General features: G+C 51.4%; 13 protein-coding genes. All 13 read right to left on the reverse strand.

What is annotated here, in order from left to right; translation table 11 throughout:
* Positions 1 to 40 precede the first annotated feature (40 nt).
* A complete protein-coding gene (locus tag VK70_RS14875; RefSeq protein ID WP_025700573.1) occupies positions 41 to 1,966 on the reverse strand; it encodes a stage V sporulation protein D in 1,926 nt (641 codons plus the stop codon).
* An 81-nt stretch (positions 1,967 to 2,047) separates the two neighbouring features.
* Entirely contained in the window at positions 2,048 to 4,309 is a 2,262-nt protein-coding gene (locus VK70_RS14880; RefSeq protein ID WP_025700571.1) for a penicillin-binding transpeptidase domain-containing protein, read from the reverse strand.
* 46 nt (positions 4,310 to 4,355) lie between these two features.
* Positions 4,356 to 4,745 carry a hypothetical protein gene (locus VK70_RS14885; RefSeq protein ID WP_025700570.1) on the reverse strand — a complete coding sequence of 130 codons (390 nt, stop codon included), beginning with the start codon at positions 4,743 to 4,745 and terminating at the stop codon, positions 4,356 to 4,358.
* A gap of 26 nt (positions 4,746 to 4,771) precedes the next feature.
* A complete protein-coding gene (gene rsmH / locus VK70_RS14890; RefSeq protein ID WP_025700569.1) occupies positions 4,772 to 5,725 on the reverse strand; it encodes a 16S rRNA (cytosine(1402)-N(4))-methyltransferase RsmH in 954 nt (317 codons plus the stop codon).
* Between the two features lie 35 nt (positions 5,726 to 5,760).
* Entirely contained in the window at positions 5,761 to 6,198 is a 438-nt protein-coding gene (gene mraZ, locus VK70_RS14895; protein WP_025700568.1) for a division/cell wall cluster transcriptional repressor MraZ, read from the reverse strand.
* A gap of 565 nt (positions 6,199 to 6,763) precedes the next feature.
* Positions 6,764 to 8,032, reverse strand: a complete 1,269-nt coding sequence (locus tag VK70_RS14900; RefSeq protein WP_025700566.1) for an adenosylhomocysteinase — start codon at positions 8,030 to 8,032, stop codon at positions 6,764 to 6,766.
* Positions 8,033 to 8,070: 38 nt separating this feature from the next.
* A complete protein-coding gene (gene bshC / locus VK70_RS14905) occupies positions 8,071 to 9,696 on the reverse strand; it encodes a bacillithiol biosynthesis cysteine-adding enzyme BshC (RefSeq protein ID WP_046723444.1) in 1,626 nt (541 codons plus the stop codon).
* Positions 9,697 to 9,990: 294 nt separating this feature from the next.
* Positions 9,991 to 10,911 (reverse strand): ABC transporter ATP-binding protein, encoded by a 921-nt coding sequence (locus VK70_RS14910; RefSeq protein ID WP_179945316.1) that lies wholly within the window; start codon positions 10,909 to 10,911, stop codon positions 9,991 to 9,993.
* Positions 10,908 to 11,903 carry an ABC transporter ATP-binding protein gene (locus VK70_RS14915; protein ID WP_025694557.1) on the reverse strand — a complete coding sequence of 332 codons (996 nt, stop codon included), beginning with the start codon at positions 11,901 to 11,903 and terminating at the stop codon, positions 10,908 to 10,910. The genes VK70_RS14910 and VK70_RS14915 overlap by 4 nt, the downstream gene beginning before the upstream one ends.
* Positions 11,904 to 11,916: 13 nt before the next feature.
* Complete coding sequence (locus VK70_RS14920) at positions 11,917 to 12,846, reverse strand: ABC transporter permease (RefSeq protein ID WP_036639012.1); 930 nt, start codon at positions 12,844 to 12,846, stop codon at positions 11,917 to 11,919.
* A 21-nt stretch (positions 12,847 to 12,867) separates the two neighbouring features.
* Complete coding sequence (locus VK70_RS14925; protein ID WP_025694555.1) at positions 12,868 to 13,800, reverse strand: ABC transporter permease; 933 nt, start codon at positions 13,798 to 13,800, stop codon at positions 12,868 to 12,870.
* A gap of 807 nt (positions 13,801 to 14,607) precedes the next feature.
* Positions 14,608 to 15,387, reverse strand: coding sequence for a transposase (locus VK70_RS14935; RefSeq protein ID WP_025698584.1), 780 nt, complete (start codon positions 15,385 to 15,387; stop codon positions 14,608 to 14,610).
* Between the two features lie 439 nt (positions 15,388 to 15,826).
* Entirely contained in the window at positions 15,827 to 17,524 is a 1,698-nt protein-coding gene (locus tag VK70_RS14940; RefSeq protein ID WP_025700401.1) for a peptide ABC transporter substrate-binding protein, read from the reverse strand.
* Positions 17,525 to 17,594 lie beyond the last annotated feature (70 nt).

Genomic DNA, 17,594 nt, shown 5'->3' on the forward strand with positions numbered 1-17,594 from the left:
AATCCCTCGCTCTATTGTATCGAATAATCTCTCTTTATCATTATGGACTGGAAGAACCCATATAAATCCGGATCGTCGATCCCCGTTCCACTCTTGTTCCCGCCTTGGGCGCCTGATTGATAACCATGTCTCCGGTGCCGGAACGGACAAGATTGAAATTCATATTCATATCCTCGTAAATGTCCTGAACCGTTGCTCCAACCAAATCCGGCACTACATCAATGGGCGTTTCCCCGAGTTTGTAAACTTTGGCAAGCTGGTCTTTACGCTGAGGCACCTTCAAATAGTGCAGGGAATCTTCCAGAATGTTCTGCACGATCGGCGCAGCCACAACGCCCCCGAACTGGATGCCTTGTGGATTGTCTACAGCAGTGTATACGACAATTTGCGGATCATCCGCAGGCGCGAAGCCGATAAAAGAAACGATATGCTCGGACGCGGAATAGCGTCCGTTAATGACTTTTTGCGCAGTACCGGTCTTGCCGCCGACCCGGTAGCCGTCAATAAATGCCGGCCGGCCCGTTCCTTTGGCGACGACGCTCTCCAGCGCTTCGCGAACTTTCTTTGACGTTTCCTCCGAGATAACCTGACGAACCATCTCCGGCTTCACTTCGGATACGGTCTGCCCGGTATCCGGATTGATCCACGCTTTGGCAACATGCGGCTTGTAAAGCTTCCCGCCGTTAACCGCCGCCGACACCGCCGCAATCTGCTGAATCGGCGTCACGGATACCCCTTGACCGAAGGCTGTAGTCGCCAGTTCTACCGGCCCTACCCGCGACGGCTTGAACAGGATACCGTTCTCCTCGCCGTTCAGATCAATTCCCGTTTTACTGCCAAAGCCGAAGTTGCGGATATATTGGAACAGCGCGTCTTTTCCGAGCCGCTGCCCCAGAGCAACAAAGCCAGGATTGCAGGAATTCTCCACCACCTGCAGGAATGTCTCACTGCCGTGACCGCCTTTTTTCCAGCAGCGCAGCCTGGCCCCGCCCACTTCAATATAGCCGGGATCGTAAAAGTGTTCATGCTGTAAATCCACCTTGCTCTCGTTCAGCGCCGCCGCCAGCGTAATGATCTTGAAAGTCGAACCGGGTTCGTAGGTCATCCAGATCGGCAGATTCCGGTTATAGACTGCGGAGTCATACTCCTTATATTGGCCGGGCTCGTAGCCAGGGCGGCTGGCCATCGCCAGAATCTCCCCGTTCTTCGGATTCATGGCAATCGCCCAGCTAGCGTTGGCCTGATATTTGACCATGGCCTGATCCAGCTCCCGTTCCATAATGGACTGAATCTGCTTGTCGATGGTCAGTTCCAGTTTCAGGCCATCCTGAGGCTGCGCATACCTTTCCGAAGAGCCGGGCATCAGCCGCCCTCCAGCATCGGACAAATACGAAATATTCCCGCCTATGCCTTTCAGAAGCTTGTCATAGACATTTTCGATGCCTGTAATCCCCTGATTGTCTATGCCGGTGAAGCCGAGTATATGCGCCGCCAAATCTCCATACGGGTAAAACCGCTTGCTGTCCTCGGCCACAACGATGCCCGGCAGCTGCAAATCACGAATGTTCCCGGCGAGTTCCATCGTAATTTTGCGTCCGCCGGGCTGCAGTCTCACCGTGGATTCACGTTTTGATAACAGGGTCATCAGCTTCTCCTGTGTCATTCCCAGAAGCGGCGCCAGCTTCACCGCAGTCCCTTCTTTGTCCTTGATCTGAACCGGAATGGCATACACGGTCGGCGAACTGATGTTATAAGCCAGCGCAGTCCCTTCGCGATCCAGAATTTCGCCGCGTTTGGCTGTGAACGGAATGTTACGTCGCCATGAATTCTCCGCCTTCGCCGACAGTTCTTCTCCCTTGGACAGCTGCACATAGGCAAGACGCAGGACCAGAGCTATAAATAATACGGCAAGCCCCAGCAAAGTCCACAGCATCCGCCGCCGCGATACAACGTTCGAAACCTTCATCTCCGTCATCCCCGCTTTCCAAAGCATAGACATGCGCTCTTTCTTCATGACTATTCAGGACAAACAGGGCTTAGAACAAGCCTAGTTCGAGGATGCGGCGTTCTGTTCGGAGTTACTATCCGGTTTTGATGAGGTAGCCGATTTGGTATTCGGATCAGCCGCTTCCGCCAAGGCTACCTCGGTGTCTTTTGCATCTTGCTCGCTAGGCTTCAGGGTCAGCGCAACTTGCTTTTTGCCGTTATTCACGGATTCCTTCTGTTCCGTGACATATCCTTCTCCGCTGACCTGGATGCCTACCTTCAACAGGCTGAGCACCTCAAGCGCATCCCGAAGCGATTCGCCGCGAAGATCGGGGATGGTCGGCTTATCGCCCTGCTCGCTGAGTAGGTATACCTTCTGCCCGGAAGCAAGCGCCGTACCCGCAGACGGATACTGGCTGGCCACCGAAGCGCCGTCTCCGACAGTTTCAAAATCATAGCCTTGGTTCATCAGCTGTTCTCTCGCAGACTTCATCGTTTGACCGACCATGTTCGGAGCAGTGCGCGCCGACACCGGATCATTCCCGGATTTCTTTCCGTTCTTGTCATTTGCGTACACTTTGGGGACGCCCATATACTCCAAAGACTGGGAAACGATCTTCTTGAAGATCGGGGCGGCCACCGCGCCACCGCCGCCATCCGTCTTGGGTTCATCGACGATGACAATCACGGCAATCTTCGGATCGTTGACCGGTGCGTAGCCGATAAAAGAAACCACGTTCTTAGTGTAATCGTACTCCCCGTTGACCACCTTAACAGCCGTACCAGTCTTGCCGGCCACACGGTATCCTTCGATGTAAGCATGCTTTCCGGTGCCTTTATCCTGATCGGCAACCACCTGTTCGAGATATAGGCCGGTCTGCTTGGCGCTCTCCGCCGAAATGACCTGACGCACCATTTCCGGCTTCTTAACTGTCTTTTTGCCGGTGTTCGGGTCTTCGATTTCCTTGACCACATAAGGCTTCATTAACTTGCCGCCGTTGGCAACCGCCGATACCGCCGCGAGCTGCTGGATCGGGGTGACCTGCACCTTCCCGTGTCCGTAAGCCAGAGTGGCGAATTCCACTTCCCAATGCGGCGTAATCGATCCCTTGGCTTCGCCGGGGAGATCAATGCCCGTCTTTTGGCCGAAGCCGAAATTATCAATATACTGTTTCAGCCGGTCTTTTCCCAGCATTTCATAGCCCAACTTGACAAAGCCTACATTACTGGAATGCTTCACGCCGTCTAGATAGGTAATTCTTCCCCAACCCCCGTGCATATCACGAAGAGACCTTCTGTAACCTTTAATTCGAATCTGTCCGGATTCAAACTTTGCGTTCGGATCGAACAGCTTCTCCTGTACCGTCCCGGCCAGCGTTACAATTTTAAAAGTCGATCCCGGCTCATAAATAGACTTGATCGCATGATTGTAGAAATCCCCTTGATCCTGAGTCTTCCAATATTCATTGGGATTAAAGGTAGGCATATTCGCCATGCCCAGAATCTCCATCGTGTTCGGGTCGGCGGCAATGACCGTCATGCTCTTTGGCTGATATTCCGCGTAGGCCTCTTTCATTGCATCTTGAATATAGTATTGGATGGTGCTGTCTATGGTAAGCTTGAGGTTATCGCCATTGACGACCGGCTTAAATGTCTCTGCCGCATCGGGCAGCTTGACGCCCTTGCCATCGCTCTGGTAATCAAGCTTTCCATCTGCTCCCTTCAACTGCTTGTCGTAGAAATATTCCAGCCCGGCCACGGCGTTGCCTTCACGGTCCGTATACCCGAGAACATGAGCGGCCAGCGAATCTTTGGGATAATAGCGTTTCTGGTCCTTGACAAAGCCGATGCCAGTTTCGCGGATATCATGCTCCTCTTCCAGCTTTTTCGCGAACTCGGTAATCTTGTCGGCCACTTCCTGATCGACCTTCCAGCCTTCGTTGCGTACCTCGCGGTTCTTTAATAAATTGCCGTTCTTGTCCTTCGCATCGATCAGTTCTTCGAGTTCCGAAACCGGCTTGTTCAAAATCTCATGCAGCCCCTGAATGACTTCGTCGCGAAGGCCCCGCTCATGAATAACGTCCGGTTCCACGACTACCGTAAAAGCGGGCACGTCGCTGGCAAGGACACTTCCGTTGCGATCTGTAATTTCTCCGCGCAGGGCTTTGATAATGGTTGTATGCGCCCAAGTCTTCGCGGCCTCTTTTTGCCAATAATCCCCTTGAAGCACCTGAATATAGAATACCCGTCCGACCAGAACAAGAAAAAAGAGGGTAATACATCCCCCTATGAACAGCATGCGAAGCTTTATTCTTTTTATCATACGCAGACCTCACAACTTTTTTTCGCGTTCTTACCAATCCCTATGACTATTTATCATTAGTATAAGCAACATCCCGAGGAACAAAAATCGTCTCTTCGTCGTCAGGAGAGCTCCAGCCCCAGGAACGGGCCTTAGCTGGAATCTGCTGCTCCAGGTCCTGCTTCTCTTTCTGGTAGACGGCAATTTTTTTCTTCGCCTCTGAAATTTTCGTATCAAGAGTCTGCGCCTGCTTGTTCAAATCGTAAATGTGGGCATAGCGCCATACCAAGACGCTGGACACAAGGACGAATAAGGCTAGAGTCAGGAGATATAGAAGCTTCTCTTGCACGGGGAGCGCCGTTCGCCTTGTGATAACCTTTGTCTTTTCGCGGTAGCGTGGATTAACTTTCGGTTCCCTTTGTTGCTGCACAGCCAAATTGCCGCGGGTATAGGCCATCTCTGACTCTCCTTTTATCGTCTTTTTTACAATTTCTCCGCAATGCGCAGCTTGGCCGAGCGGGCGCGAGGATTCAAGGTTAGCTCCTCTTCGCCGGGCGTAAGCGGCTTGCGATTAATCAGTTTCATCTGGCCTTCGCCTCCGCATACACATAGCGGAAAATCCGGCGGGCACGTACAGCGGCCGACATAGCTGTTCAAGATTTGCTTGCAAATCCGGTCCTCCAGGGAATGGAACGTAATCACGGAAACTCTCCCTCCAGGAGCCAGACAACGCACAGCCGCATGAAGGGCCTCTTCAAAAGCGCCCAATTCATCGTTTACGGCAATGCGCAGCCCCTGAAAGCTTCGTTTGGCGGGATGTCCGCCCGTCCTGCGCGTCGCTGCCGGAATTGCCTCCTTAATTATATCGGCTAGTTCCTTCGTACTATGAATAGGATGAACCGCTCTCCGCTCAACAATTTTTCCCGCAATTCGCCTGGAGAACTTCTCCTCTCCATACTGGAACAGCACGCGGGCGATTTCCTGTTCGGGCCAGGTGTTTACGATCTCAGCAGCGGTCAATTCGGCACTCCGGTCCATCCGCATATCGAGCGGAGCGTCATGGTTATAACTGAAACCGCGCTCTCCTTCGTCAAACTGCGGGGAGGAGACGCCTAGATCGAACAGGATGCCGTCCACCTGGGGAATGCCGTCTCTCTGCGGCACCATAGGCAGCGCTCTCAGCACTTCCTCCAAATCCCGAAAATTTGTCTTGACCAGGATAACTTTGTCTCCGAAGGATGCGAGCTTTTCCTTGGCGTTGTCCAAGGCCCAGTCGTCCTGATCGAGCGCGATCAACCGGCCCTGACTGCCCAAGCGGGAAGCGATTAGGGCACTGTGCCCCGCTCCTCCGAGCGTACAATCCACATAGATGCCGTCTTCTCTGACATGTAAGCCCTCCGTCGCTTCTTCTTTCAGAACCGTGATGTGATGAAACAAGACTTATCCCTCCAAGACAGTATTCGGTAAACAAATTATAAATCAAAGTTGAAATCCACCAGCTTCTCGGCGATCTCGTTGAACGATTCCTCCGACTGCCCGAAGTACTGTTCCCAAAGCTCCTTCTTCCAGATTTCCACCCGGTTCGATACGCCCAGAATAACACAGTCCTTGTTCAGCTTTGCATACTCACGCAGATTGGCGGGAAGGGTCACCCTCCCCTGCTTGTCCCACTGGCATTCTGTCGCTCCCGAGAAAAAGAAACGGCTGAACGCGCGTGCATCGCTCTTCATGAGCGGCAGACTTTTCAGCTTTTGTTCCATGATTGCCCATTCTTCCATGGGATAAACGAACAGGCAGGAATCGAGTCCGCGGGTGGCCACAAAAGAGGCGCCGAGCAGCTCACGAAACTTAGCCGGAATAATAATACGGCCTTTATCGTCAATGCTATGCTGGTATTCCCCCATAAACATTGGCTGCCCACTCCTTAATCCCTCTGGTCCCCACTTTACCCCACTTTTCACCACTTAAGCATAATAGATTCGTCACTAAAAATCAAAAACCTTCTTCCGTTTAAAGGAAATTTATTCCTGCCTTTATCGTCCTTGCATCCTTAACAAAATCGCGTGGTACTATTCAGGAGTCCGTCGCAATGCGACATTAAACAGCGCGGATCAATACGAACCGTCTGAAAGACTATTGACGAAAAAGACATACGCCAGCCATGCCGGAGGTAAAATCATCAGCAAATTTATCGAAGCGGATGACGGGTTCGTGCTTTGTGTCGAAGACAAATTTCCCGGCGGTCCTGAGCTAATCCGCGTTTCGACCTTGTTCATCCCTTCATTTTCGAAAAATTCCTTCTATTAAATAGGCCAAAATTTCATAGCGGACTTTATGAAAGCACAAATAAAAAAGGCAGCTTACCAATTCAATATTGGCTAAGCTGCCTGCTGCCTTTTTCAAAATATCAGAATTTATAAGCTGAGCGCTTATCATTTTGCCTTATATTTCTGCGAGAAACGGTACCGCGATTAATCAGTTCAGCTTCCAGCTGTCCAAATACGCAACCTGCTCAGGTGTCAAGCTGTCAATGCTGAGCCCCATGCTTTCCAGCTTGTAGCGGGCAACCTGCTCGTCCAGCTCATAAGGGACATTCTCGACCTTGACGCCGATTTTTTCATAGTTGTCATTTACGTATTTCAGCGAGAGCGCCTGCAGCGCAAACGTCATGTCCATAATCTCCGCCGGATGACCGTCCGCCGCGCCTAAGTTGACCAGCCGTCCCTCAGCCAACAGGTACAGCTTGCGACCGTCCTTAAGCTGGTATTCCTCGATATTTTTACGGACAACGCGCTGCGTCACCGCTCTCTCTGCAAGCTCCGGCTTGTTGACCTCCACATCAAAATGACCGGCGTTGCACATAATGGCCCCGTCCTTCATCACATCGTAATGCTGGCCCCGGATGACGTAACGGTTGCCGGTTACGGTAACAAAGAAATCGCCCAGCTTGGCCGCTTCCAGCATCGGCAGGACATGGAAACCGTCCATATGCGCTTCAACCGCCTTAATTGCATCAACTTCTGTAACAATAACGTTCGCCCCAAGTCCCTTGGCCCGCATGGCGACGCCTTTACCGCACCAGCCGTAACCGACAACCACGACTGTCTTGCCCGCTACCATCAGATTAGTCGTACGGATAATGCCGTCCCAAGCGGACTGGCCGGTTCCGTAGCGGTTATCGAACAGATGCTTGCAGTATGCATCATTGACGGCAACCATCGGGAATTTCAGCACACCCTGCTTCTGCAGAGCTTTCAGCCGGATAATACCGGTCGTTGTCTCCTCCGCGCCGCCGCGGATGTTCACCATCAGGTCAGGCCGCTCGGAATGCAGCAGCGTCGCAAAATCGCCGCCGTCGTCAATAATCAGGTCGGGCTTGCTTTCCAGCGCCTTGATGTTGAGCGCCTTGAACTCCTCGGGTGTCGGATTGTATTTGGCAAATACGGTAATGCCGTCTTCAACCAGAGCGGCACAGACGTCGTCCTGCGTGGACAGCGGGTTCGAGCCGGTAATCGTTACCTCGGCACCGCCGGCCTGCACAACCTTGGCCAAGTAAGCCGTTTTGGCTTCCAAATGCAGCGTTATGGATACTTTCAGCCCTTTGAACGGCTGTTCCGCTTCGAACTGCTCTCGGATACGGTTTAACACGGGCATATGCTGGCGGACCCAGTCAATTTTGAGATGTCCGTCTGGAGCGAGTGACATATCGGCTACAATACTATTTTGCTTGGATAGGGAACTCATTAGATAACCTCCTGATCGCTATTTATGATATTAACTTCTTACATATAGATAATCCGGTGCGTCCCGCTGTAATCTGTGGGGAGCTCCATCAGCCCGTCAAGCCAGGATCGGCCGTATCGGTTCAAATAATAGATGATATTGTAAACTCGTTCCTGCAGTCTGCCCAGCGGCATAAGCGAACGTTCAATCCGCTCCCACTGCCGCAGCGCGGCTTCATTCTGTTTTGCCATTGCGTCCTGCACTTTATTTTGCAAGAAGGAAATTTGATCCAGTATTTTCTCCTTGTTGCTGCCCCCAAGCTTGACAAGTCCGGCCTGGACCGTGCCGATTTGTTCGATAAGAGGGTCGTACATCGCGGAAAAAGCGGCTTTCGCCTCCTCGAACCTTCTGCCAAGCTCCAGCTCGTCCTGCGCTTCAAGCCACCGCCGCTTCTTGTCCTCCAGTCTACCTTGGACATCGGCGAAAGTCAGTCCGTATTTCTCTAAATGCTTATGCAGCGTGCCTTCCACGATAGTAAAAGACATGCGGGGAATAATCAGCGGCATCCGCAGCCCCATATGTGCAAACGCCCGGCCGGTAATCCCCCAGTATGAGATCTCGCCTTGTCCAAGCACCGTTGCCAACACTGGCAGAAGATAATCCTGCATCAGCGGCCGTGTCAACACATTGTTGCTGAAACGATCGGGGTGCCGGTCCAGAAGATCCAGCAGCTCCTCGCGGGAAAAAGAAACAGTGCCTTTACGGTCGGTGAATAATCCGTCCTTCTTGATCAGCAGCAGCCGCGCTCCTTCATGAATATAAAAAAGATTCGCTCCGCCAGCCGTCACATCGGCCTGAAGCTGAAACCCTCCCTCCTTAATGTCGGCAGCCGTCTTATGGTAGGAGGCTTCAAGCATATCATTGTTCTCGATCAGCGAGCGGAAGAACGGCTGCTCCAGCCGCCGCAGCGCCGGGTCCGCCGAATCCAGCAGCACCAGGCCGTATTTGCCGAACAGCGAACCCATAATTTCCGCAAAAGCGCAGCTCATGCTGCCGCCTGAGGCAGCGCCCCGCATTAGTTCCATCATTTCCGCCTTAAATTCACTCTCCTGAAGTAGTTCTTCCAGCTGTTCTAGCGGGCGGCGCCAATGGTCCTCTTCCAATTCAATATGGCTGACCGGGGAATGCCCCGCATCCGGATGCTCGATTCTCAATTTCGTTACTTCCCCCGACCGGTTCAGCACATATGTATGATTAACCTCATCCCAATCGTGGTCCTCGCCAGCAATCCAGAAAAGGGGGACGACCGGCCGGTCCAGCTCCCGGCTCGCTTCTCGCGCGGCAAGAATAGCCGTGACCGCTTTATAGATAACAAGGAGCGGGCCTGTAAACAGGCCGCTTTGCTGTCCGCCGGCAACGACAAGCGTCTCCGGCTGTTCCAGCAGATCGAGCGATATTCTTACCTTCTCATGGTTATTATACCTTGAGTTATAGGCCCGCAGCACTTCCGCAAGTTGGCTGCGGTCAGCCCGGAGGCTCTCGCTTTGATCCAGCCAAACGGCGCGCTGCTTCTTGTTCTCAAGCGTAAAATTGCCGCCGTATAAATGAGCGACCGTTTCATAGCTGTGCATGAACCCTCGGGCGAGCGCCGATCCGCCCGGCAGCGGCTCCGGTACAACATTCATCTTAAGCTGCCCCCTGTTCTCAAACTTCTTAACTGATTGTATCCAATGGAGAACGCCGCGTCAAAGATCATTCTCAAAATTCATCATTAATTGACAAGAAGAAACGGCTGCGCCGTCCTGTTAGGGACGGTATCGTTTCTCGTAGAAATATAAGGCAAATGATAAGCGCGAAGCTTATACGTTCTTATATTTTGAAAAAACGGGATTTCCGGCGCTCCTTCAAGAGCTGCCGGAAACCCCGGAACTTTCAAGTATTTTCCCATCGGACAAGAGAGTTCAGGCTCTGCCCGAAACTTAGGCGTATGCCTTGGCTACCCAGTGGCCTTTCGAAACCTCAACCAGCTTCGTTTCTTCTTCGCTGGTCTTCGCGTCAGCCGAGAAAATCGGGCTGGCCAGCTCATCATGCATATGCAGGCGTTTCTTGTTGACCTCAATTTCCGGATCGGGAATCGGAATAGCTGACAAGAGCGTTTTGGTATAAGGATGAATCGGGTTGGCGTACAGTTCTTCACTCTCGGCCAGCTCAACCATCTTACCCAGATACATGACCGCCACGCGGTCGCTGATATGCTTAACCATGGACAAATCATGCGCAATGAACAGATAGGTCAGACCCAGACGGCCCTGAAGCTCTTTCAGCAGGTTGACGACCTGAGCCTGAATCGACACGTCAAGCGCTGAAATCGGTTCGTCGCAGACGATGAATTTTGGATTTACCGCAAGCGCGCGGGCAATCCCGATCCGCTGGCGCTGGCCGCCGGAGAATTCATGCGGATACCGCGTTGCATGGTCATGGTTAAGACCAACCATATCGAGCAGTTCCTCGATCCGTTTCTTCCGCTCAGCGCGGCTGCCGGCCATTTTATGGATATCCAGCGCTTCGCCGATAATATCCGAAACCGTAAATCGCGGGTTAAGCGACGCGTAAGGGTCCTGGAAGATCATCTGCATGTCGCGGCGCATAGCTTTCATTTTCCCTGGAGACAGTTTGTAAATGTCCGTACCGTTAAACTTAACGCTGCCGGCGGTCGGTTCGTACAGACGCAGGACCGTACGGCCCGCTGTCGTTTTTCCGCAGCCTGACTCGCCTACCATTCCGAGCGTCTCACCTTCGCGGATCGAGAAGTTGATATTATCGACCGCTCTGAGCACCTTGCCTTGGCCTACATTAAAATATTTCTTGAGGCCTTCCACCTCAATCAGTTGCTTGCTCAAGATTGTTGCACCTCCTTGGCCATCGGGTGCAGATTCCAGCAGCGCGCCGTATGCGTATCGCTGAATTCCGTAGTGCCCGGATCGATTCTTTCGCAGATTGCCATCGCTTCACTGCAGCGCGCGGTGAATGGGCAGCCGATCGGCGGTTTGATCAGATCGGGCGGCGTGCCGACGATCGGGATCAAAGGCTCGCCTTTCTTCTGGTCCAGACGCGGCATCGAACGAAGCAGCCCCTTCGTGTACGGGTGCTGCGGATTTTTGAAAATTTCCCATCTTGTTCCTGTTTCCACCACTTCACCCGCGTACATGACGATAACCCGGTCGCACATGCCGGCGACAACGCCAAGGTCATGCGTAATCAGAATGATGGAGGTGCCGAGCTTTTGCTGCATATCCTTCATAACGTCCATGATCTGCGCCTGGATCGTTACGTCGAGCGCCGTTGTCGGCTCGTCCGCAATAAGCAGCGCCGGACGGCAAGCCAGAGCAATCGCGATCATCACCCGCTGCCGCATACCGCCGGAAAATTCATGGGGATATTGATTAAAGCGGGCCTCGGCATTCTTGATGCCGACAAGCTTCAACATTTCAATGCCTTGCTTGGTCGCATCGGCCGCTGACATTTTCTGATGTTTGATCAATACTTCCGTGATTTGCTTGCCCACTTTGATCGTGGGGTTAAGAGAGGTCATCGGGTCTTGAAATATCATGCCAATGTCTTTGCCGCGAATAGCTTCCATTTCTTTGATGCTTTTCTTGAGAATATCCTGTCCCTGAAAAATGATTTCGCCCTTCTTGACTTTCGATGGCGGCGATGGGATCAGCCGCATAATCGATTGAGCGGTAACGCTCTTTCCGCTGCCGGACTCGCCGACGATCGCTACCGTTTCCCCTTTGCCGATCTCGAAGTTCATACCACGGACGGCCTGTACTTCACCGCCCTTTACAAAAAACGAAACATGCAAATCTTTTATCTGTAAAATTGGGTCCATTATCGTTCACCTCCTATTTCTTCAGTTTAGGGTCAAGCGCGTCGCGAAGGCCGTCACCAAAAATGTTAAACGCCAGCATGGTCACACTGATCAAAATTGCCGGGAACAGCATACGCCATGGGAATGCCAGCCAGCCGGTCAGCGCGTCACTGATCATGGAACCGAGCGAGGCTCTAGGTGCTTGTACGCCGAGTCCAAGGAAGCTCAAGAATGCTTCGGCAAAGATTGCATTTGGAACGGACAGCGTAACCGTTACGATAATCGGTCCAATAGCGTTCGGAAGCAGATGCTTGAACAGCAGGCGTGCGGAACCTGCACCCATTGATCGCGACGCCAGCACATACTCGCGGTTCTTGAGCTGCATAATCTCGCCGCGTACAATCCACGACATGTTAATCCAGCCCGTAATCGTCAGCGCCAGGATGATCGTCCACAAGCTTGGCTCCAGCACGACCAGAAGCAAAATAACGACCAGAAGATATGGAATGGAGTACAAAACCTCAGAAATTTTGTTCATGATGCTGTCCGTACGTCCACCGAAGAATCCCATGATCCCGCCGTATACTACACCGATGAGAAGGTCAATCAGAGCTGCGGCCAGACCTACGATCAGGGAAATTCGCGCACCGTGCCAGGTGCGGACGAACACGTCGCGGCCCAGTTCGTCGGTGCCGAACCAGTGTTCAGCGTTCGGGGGTACGTTCGTATTCAAATAGTCATTGGAGTAATAATCAAACTTCGTAATATGCGGACCGATAATAGCACCGATAATAATCAATACGAGCAGGCCCAGCGAGACCATGGCCATTTTGTTCTGGCGCAGCCGCTGCCAAGCGTCCTGCCACGCCGACAGACTTTCGCGTTCAATGACTTCCGCCTGCTTCTCATCCACGCCAATCTTGCGGAAATCTTCGGGCTTCAGGTTAACGCCCGATGGATCCATATTTTGTTCAGATGCCACTCTTTAGCCCTCCTTTCCCCCGGTCAATTTGATACGCGGATCCACAAATACATAAGCAATGTCTGTAATAAAGCGAGTTACCATTAACAGAATACCGTAGAAGATCGTAATTCCCATAATGATCGGATAGTCGCGTGTACTTATCGCTTCGACGAACTGCTTGCCGATGCCGCCAATGCCGAAGATCTGCTCGATTACGACGGAGCCGGTAACGATGTTAGCCGTCATTGGTCCCAGATAAGTCACGACCGGTAAAATGCCGTTACGCAGCACGTGGCGGAAGAGGATAACGATCCAGCTAAGACCTTTGGCCTTCGCCGTCTTGATATAATCCGCATGCAGCACTTCAAGCATGCTGGATCGGGTCAGCCTGGCGATAAAAGCAATCGGCTGCGCCGACAATGCAGCGACTGGAAGCACATAGTCTAAAGGATCATTAAAGCCCATGACATCAACCCAACCCAGCTTTGAAGCAAAAACATACTGCAGCACCGTGGCAAGCACAAAGCTTGGTACCGCTATTCCAAGAACCGCCAGTACCATCGCCGCGGTGTCGATAAATTTGCGGTGGTAGAGCGCCGCCAGCATCCCCAGAAAAATACCGACAATAATCGACACGATAATAGCGACAAGCCCCAACTTCAGTGAAGCGGAGAACGTCTGTCCAATAATATGTGATACGTCCTGATTCAAGCGTTTCATGGAAACTCCAAAATCACCTTGCACAATGTTACCCAAATATTTAAGATACTGCTGGGAGACGGGCTTGTCCAGACCGTACTGTTCATACAGCCGCTGGCGGATTTCGTCCGGTATTTTCTTCTCGGATGTGAACGGATCACCCGGAATAGCCTTCATCAGAAAAAACGTTGCTGAGATCAGCACAAACAGGGAAACCAGCATATAAAAAAACTTATTCGCAATATAGCGTACCATGCCCGTCAACACCTCCTTCGACATTTTTTTCACAACATAATATGATTTTATGCAATTATTGACCAGTTGTCCACGATTCTATATTTTGTAATTTATATATAATTTTTACAAGTGATAAACATGTAAGAAGAAACGACTGTACCGTCCTGATAGGGGACGTCATCCGTTTCTCGAAAAATATAAGGCAAAGGATAAGCGCGCAGTTTGTAAGTTTATATTTCAAAAAAAACTACGACTGCCCGTTTAGCAAACAAACCCGTTGTTCAAGGCGAGCCAAGTACAAATTCGGGTTTCGACGAAAGCGGAGTCGTTGTACACCTTCCAACAGACGGGATTCCCACTGACTCCGTTCTTGGCGGTAGGAGGCATATTCTACATGTCGGAGTCGACTTAAAAGGTCGGCTTGGTCCAGGGCATCATCCACCCAGACAATAAATTCTCCATTGCGCCAAATGTAACGGTTCCAACTACGCAGCCCCGTCATTCGACGGTGACGTGTCTTGGTCTGACGAAAATATCGTTCATGGTCATTGTTGGTTCGGGGCAGATAAGAGGTGTCATAACACGCAAAGAGGCCCTCCCAAAACCCCTCTGTATATCGCCGGAAATTGGTAACCATAATCACATCCTCTTCGCGAGTATACGTATTCTCCAGTTCGTCTCTTAGCCATTGCATCTGCAGACGGACGGAGGCAGCGGTTTGTCCCGGTTTGGGATTTAGAATATGGGCGGCATCCTCGAGAGGACGAAGCCAGCGCTTCACCGCCTCATATTGAGGATGGAAGGTCTCGAGCTTCTCAAAAAGCTTCAGCAGCTTCCCGTTGAATCGGAGCCCCCTTTTTTAGAGCAGCGTTTCAGTGATTTCTGGATCGCCTTTGCCCCTTCGTAAACCCGGATACCGGGAAGATCCAGAGGCGGATTGCCATCTTCCAGCAAAATGGAGCGTACGGCCGCCAGGTATTCCTTGGTAATCTCGGCTTCGTCGGAGGATTCGCACTGCACTTGTTTTTCCAATTCACGGATACCGCGCAAGTTTTTCTTAATGCCTGTCTTGAGTTTTCGGTCAAGCTCCATGACAGGTTTGGCAATGTCCTTTAGGTAGTGGTACTGACAGTACTGGTACGGGATGTCCGGCCACAGCCCGGACATCGCCAGACGGATCGAATGTTGGCCATCGCTGAGGAGTCCAATGACGGGAAAGCCTAACTGTTCCACCGGTTCGAGTAGACGCTTCAATTCTTCCGCGCTGCCGCTTTTCAAGTTTTTAGCTGCCAAAATGCTGCCGCTAAATCCTTCCCGCACCACGTACAGCGTCTCGTTTCCCTTTTCGGGTTGAACTCCATCCATGGAAAGAAGCAGACCGCCATATTCCCGTACGACATCTGCCAACTTCTCGCGAAGATGGTCGGTCACCGAAGCACGGAGCAAGGTGAGATAGCGTTCGTACAGCCGCATACAATTGCGCTCAGAGGTCACGACACCTCGTTGGTTCAATTCCTCGTTTAGTTCCGCAAGGGTGTAGTGGTGCTTGAAGCGAAGCTCGCCAACGAGCGCAAGCACATCGAAGCCATAAGACGTGTGTTTCATAACTAAAGCATCAGCTTGGGCTGAACGATAATACGCTTTAGGGTAGGGGCAGTTAGGCCCCGGGCACGAGTATGCCATGCTCCAAACCTCAATGATTCCGGACAATGTATTTACATTTTTATGCCAAGCGGTATGATGCCGCTTCAGTTTAGTCCCGCAATGGGGACAGTGTCGCAGCTCGCTGTGGAAATATACTTTTTGCTCAGGAACAATTCGGTTTTTGATTGAAGGCATAAGAAGCCCCTCCTTCCTTACCCTTTATTACCCGGTAGGAAGGACTTTACCGTTGATTGGTTAGTGAAACGGGCAGACGTAGAAAAAAAAGGGATATATATGGAATTCCACATATATATCCCGAAGTGCAAGATCTACTTCAGATATTTAATCATTTCAATTCAATTAAATATACTTACTGAAGCTTAAAGCAATTTCTTCAATCTTAGTGCTCGAGCAGGTAAGCGCGAGTCAGGTCAATAGCGCCGCTGAAATCAAGCGTAACGCCTTTCAGGTAAGGCTTAGTCAGCGAGTTGTTGGTATAGTAGTAAATCGGCATCAGGATCATATCGTCCTGAATGATCATTTTCTCAGCTGCTGCAAATTTCTCTTGACGAACCGCAGCATCACCCGTCGCCTTCGCTTCGGCGATCAGCTTATCATATGCAGGGTTGGCATAACCGGTATCGTTGTTACCGCCTTTGGTTACCCACATGTCAAGGAAGGTCATCGGATCGTTGTAATCCGCTGTCCAGCCTGCGCGGGCAACTTGGAAGTTCTGATGTTGACGGTTTTCGATAAATACGGCCCATTCTTGATTTTCCAGCTTCACGTCAATGCCCAGAGCTTTCTTCCACATGTCAGCGACTGCCAGGGCAATCTTCTTATGGCCTTCACTCGTGTTGTACGACAGGGTGAAGGTAGGCAGTTTAGTCAGGCCTTCTTCTTGCAGACCTTCAGCCAGCAGAGTCTTGGCTTGTGCTACATCTTCAGTAAAGTAGTTGTCTTTAATAGCCGTGCGGTATTCACCGTTAGCGCCGGCAACGCCCGGAGGAACATAGCCGAATGCCGGCAGTTGTCCGCCCAGCGTAACCTTGTCAATCAGCGTTTGACGGTCGATCGCCATCGCAAGAGCCTTACGAATCTTAACGTTGCTGAAAGGTTTCTCAGTCACGTTGAACTCGTAGTAGTACACACTTGCAATACCTTTTCTTTGGAACTCATCCGGATATTTTTGTTGAACGATCGGAAGCTGCTCCGTCGGAATTTCGCCGTTTGGAGCGCCTGAATAGTCCAATTGGCCACTTTCGTATGCTTGGAGTTCGGTAGCGCTGCTGTTCACGAGCGAGAAGTCGATTTTGCTAAGTTTAATGGAATCTTTATCCCAGTAGTTGTCGTTCTTGGATACTTGCAGCGATTGTCCAGTCGTCCATTCGGTCAGTGTGAAAGGACCGTCAACGATCATAGTGTCTTTGCTTGTTGCCCATTTCGCATTGCCTTCAACGGATTTATGAACCGGATAGTAAGTATAGAAGGACAGAAGACCCAGGAAATATGGAGTTGGCGCTTTCAGCGTCACTTCCAGCGTCTTGTCGTCAACCGCTTTAACGCCTACTTGGTTGAAGTCGGTAATTTTCTTTTCGTTGTACTCTTGAGCGTTCTTCAGGTAATACAATTGGTAAGAGTAAGGGGCAGGCTCAGCAGCGGCAGGATCAAGGACCCGCTTCCAAGCGCGAACGAAGTCGGCGGAAGTTACAGGGTCTCCATTACTCCACTTGGCGTCGCGCAGGTGGAACGTATATACTAAACCGTCAGCGGAAACATCCCATTTCTCGGCGATGCCCGGCTCGGCTTGTCCAGTTTCATCATTCATGCGGGTCAAACCTTCGTACATGGTCTTCAGGACCGTGTTAGCCTGGCTGTCTTGCGCAAGAGCCGGATCGAATGTCGGAGGCTCGGAGCTCAGGTTAATTTTAAGCGTTTGATCAGCGGCGAGCTTCTCTCCCGATGCGCTTCCATCAGAAGCGGCTGGTGTGTTGCCAGTGTTCGTGGCAGCATTATTGCCACCGCCGCATCCTGCAAGCACGGTTCCAATGACAAGAACGAGTGCGAACAGGAGTAAAAGACTTTTACTCTTCTTCATCTAGCAGTTCCCCCTAAATAGAATGTGGTATATGGTTTATGATTATACAACCAGTGGTCAAAAAAATCCA

The organism is Paenibacillus durus ATCC 35681 (genome assembly GCF_000993825.1).
GTDB classification, from domain to species: domain Bacteria; phylum Bacillota; class Bacilli; order Paenibacillales; family Paenibacillaceae; genus Paenibacillus_AQ; species Paenibacillus_AQ durus_B.

What these genes read in the sequence shown, in the direction of transcription:
- VK70_RS14920 (WP_036639012.1), bottom strand. Translation starts at nt 12,846, where the DNA reads ATGGATCCATCGGGCGTTAACCTGAAGCCCGAAGATTTCCGCAAGATT.
- VK70_RS14915 (WP_025694557.1), bottom strand. Translation starts at nt 11,903, where the DNA reads ATGGACCCAATTTTACAGATAAAAGATTTGCATGTTTCGTTTTTTGTA.
- bshC (WP_046723444.1), bottom strand. Translation starts at nt 9,696, where the DNA reads ATGAATGTTGTACCGGAGCCGCTGCCGGGCGGATCGGCGCTCGCCCGA.
- VK70_RS14900 (WP_025700566.1), bottom strand. Translation starts at nt 8,032, where the DNA reads ATGAGTTCCCTATCCAAGCAAAATAGTATTGTAGCCGATATGTCACTC.
- VK70_RS14935 (WP_025698584.1), bottom strand. Translation starts at nt 15,387, where the DNA reads ATGAAACACACGTCTTATGGCTTCGATGTGCTTGCGCTCGTTGGCGAG.
- VK70_RS14925 (WP_025694555.1), bottom strand. Translation starts at nt 13,800, where the DNA reads ATGGTACGCTATATTGCGAATAAGTTTTTTTATATGCTGGTTTCCCTG.
- VK70_RS14940 (WP_025700401.1), bottom strand. Translation starts at nt 17,524, where the DNA reads ATGAAGAAGAGTAAAAGTCTTTTACTCCTGTTCGCACTCGTTCTTGTC.
- mraZ (WP_025700568.1), bottom strand. Translation starts at nt 6,198, where the DNA reads ATGTTTATGGGGGAATACCAGCATAGCATTGACGATAAAGGCCGTATT.
- VK70_RS14875 (WP_025700573.1), bottom strand. Translation starts at nt 1,966, where the DNA reads ATGAAGGTTTCGAACGTTGTATCGCGGCGGCGGATGCTGTGGACTTTG.
- VK70_RS14880 (WP_025700571.1), bottom strand. Translation starts at nt 4,309, where the DNA reads ATGATAAAAAGAATAAAGCTTCGCATGCTGTTCATAGGGGGATGTATT.
- VK70_RS14885 (WP_025700570.1), bottom strand. Translation starts at nt 4,745, where the DNA reads ATGGCCTATACCCGCGGCAATTTGGCTGTGCAGCAACAAAGGGAACCG.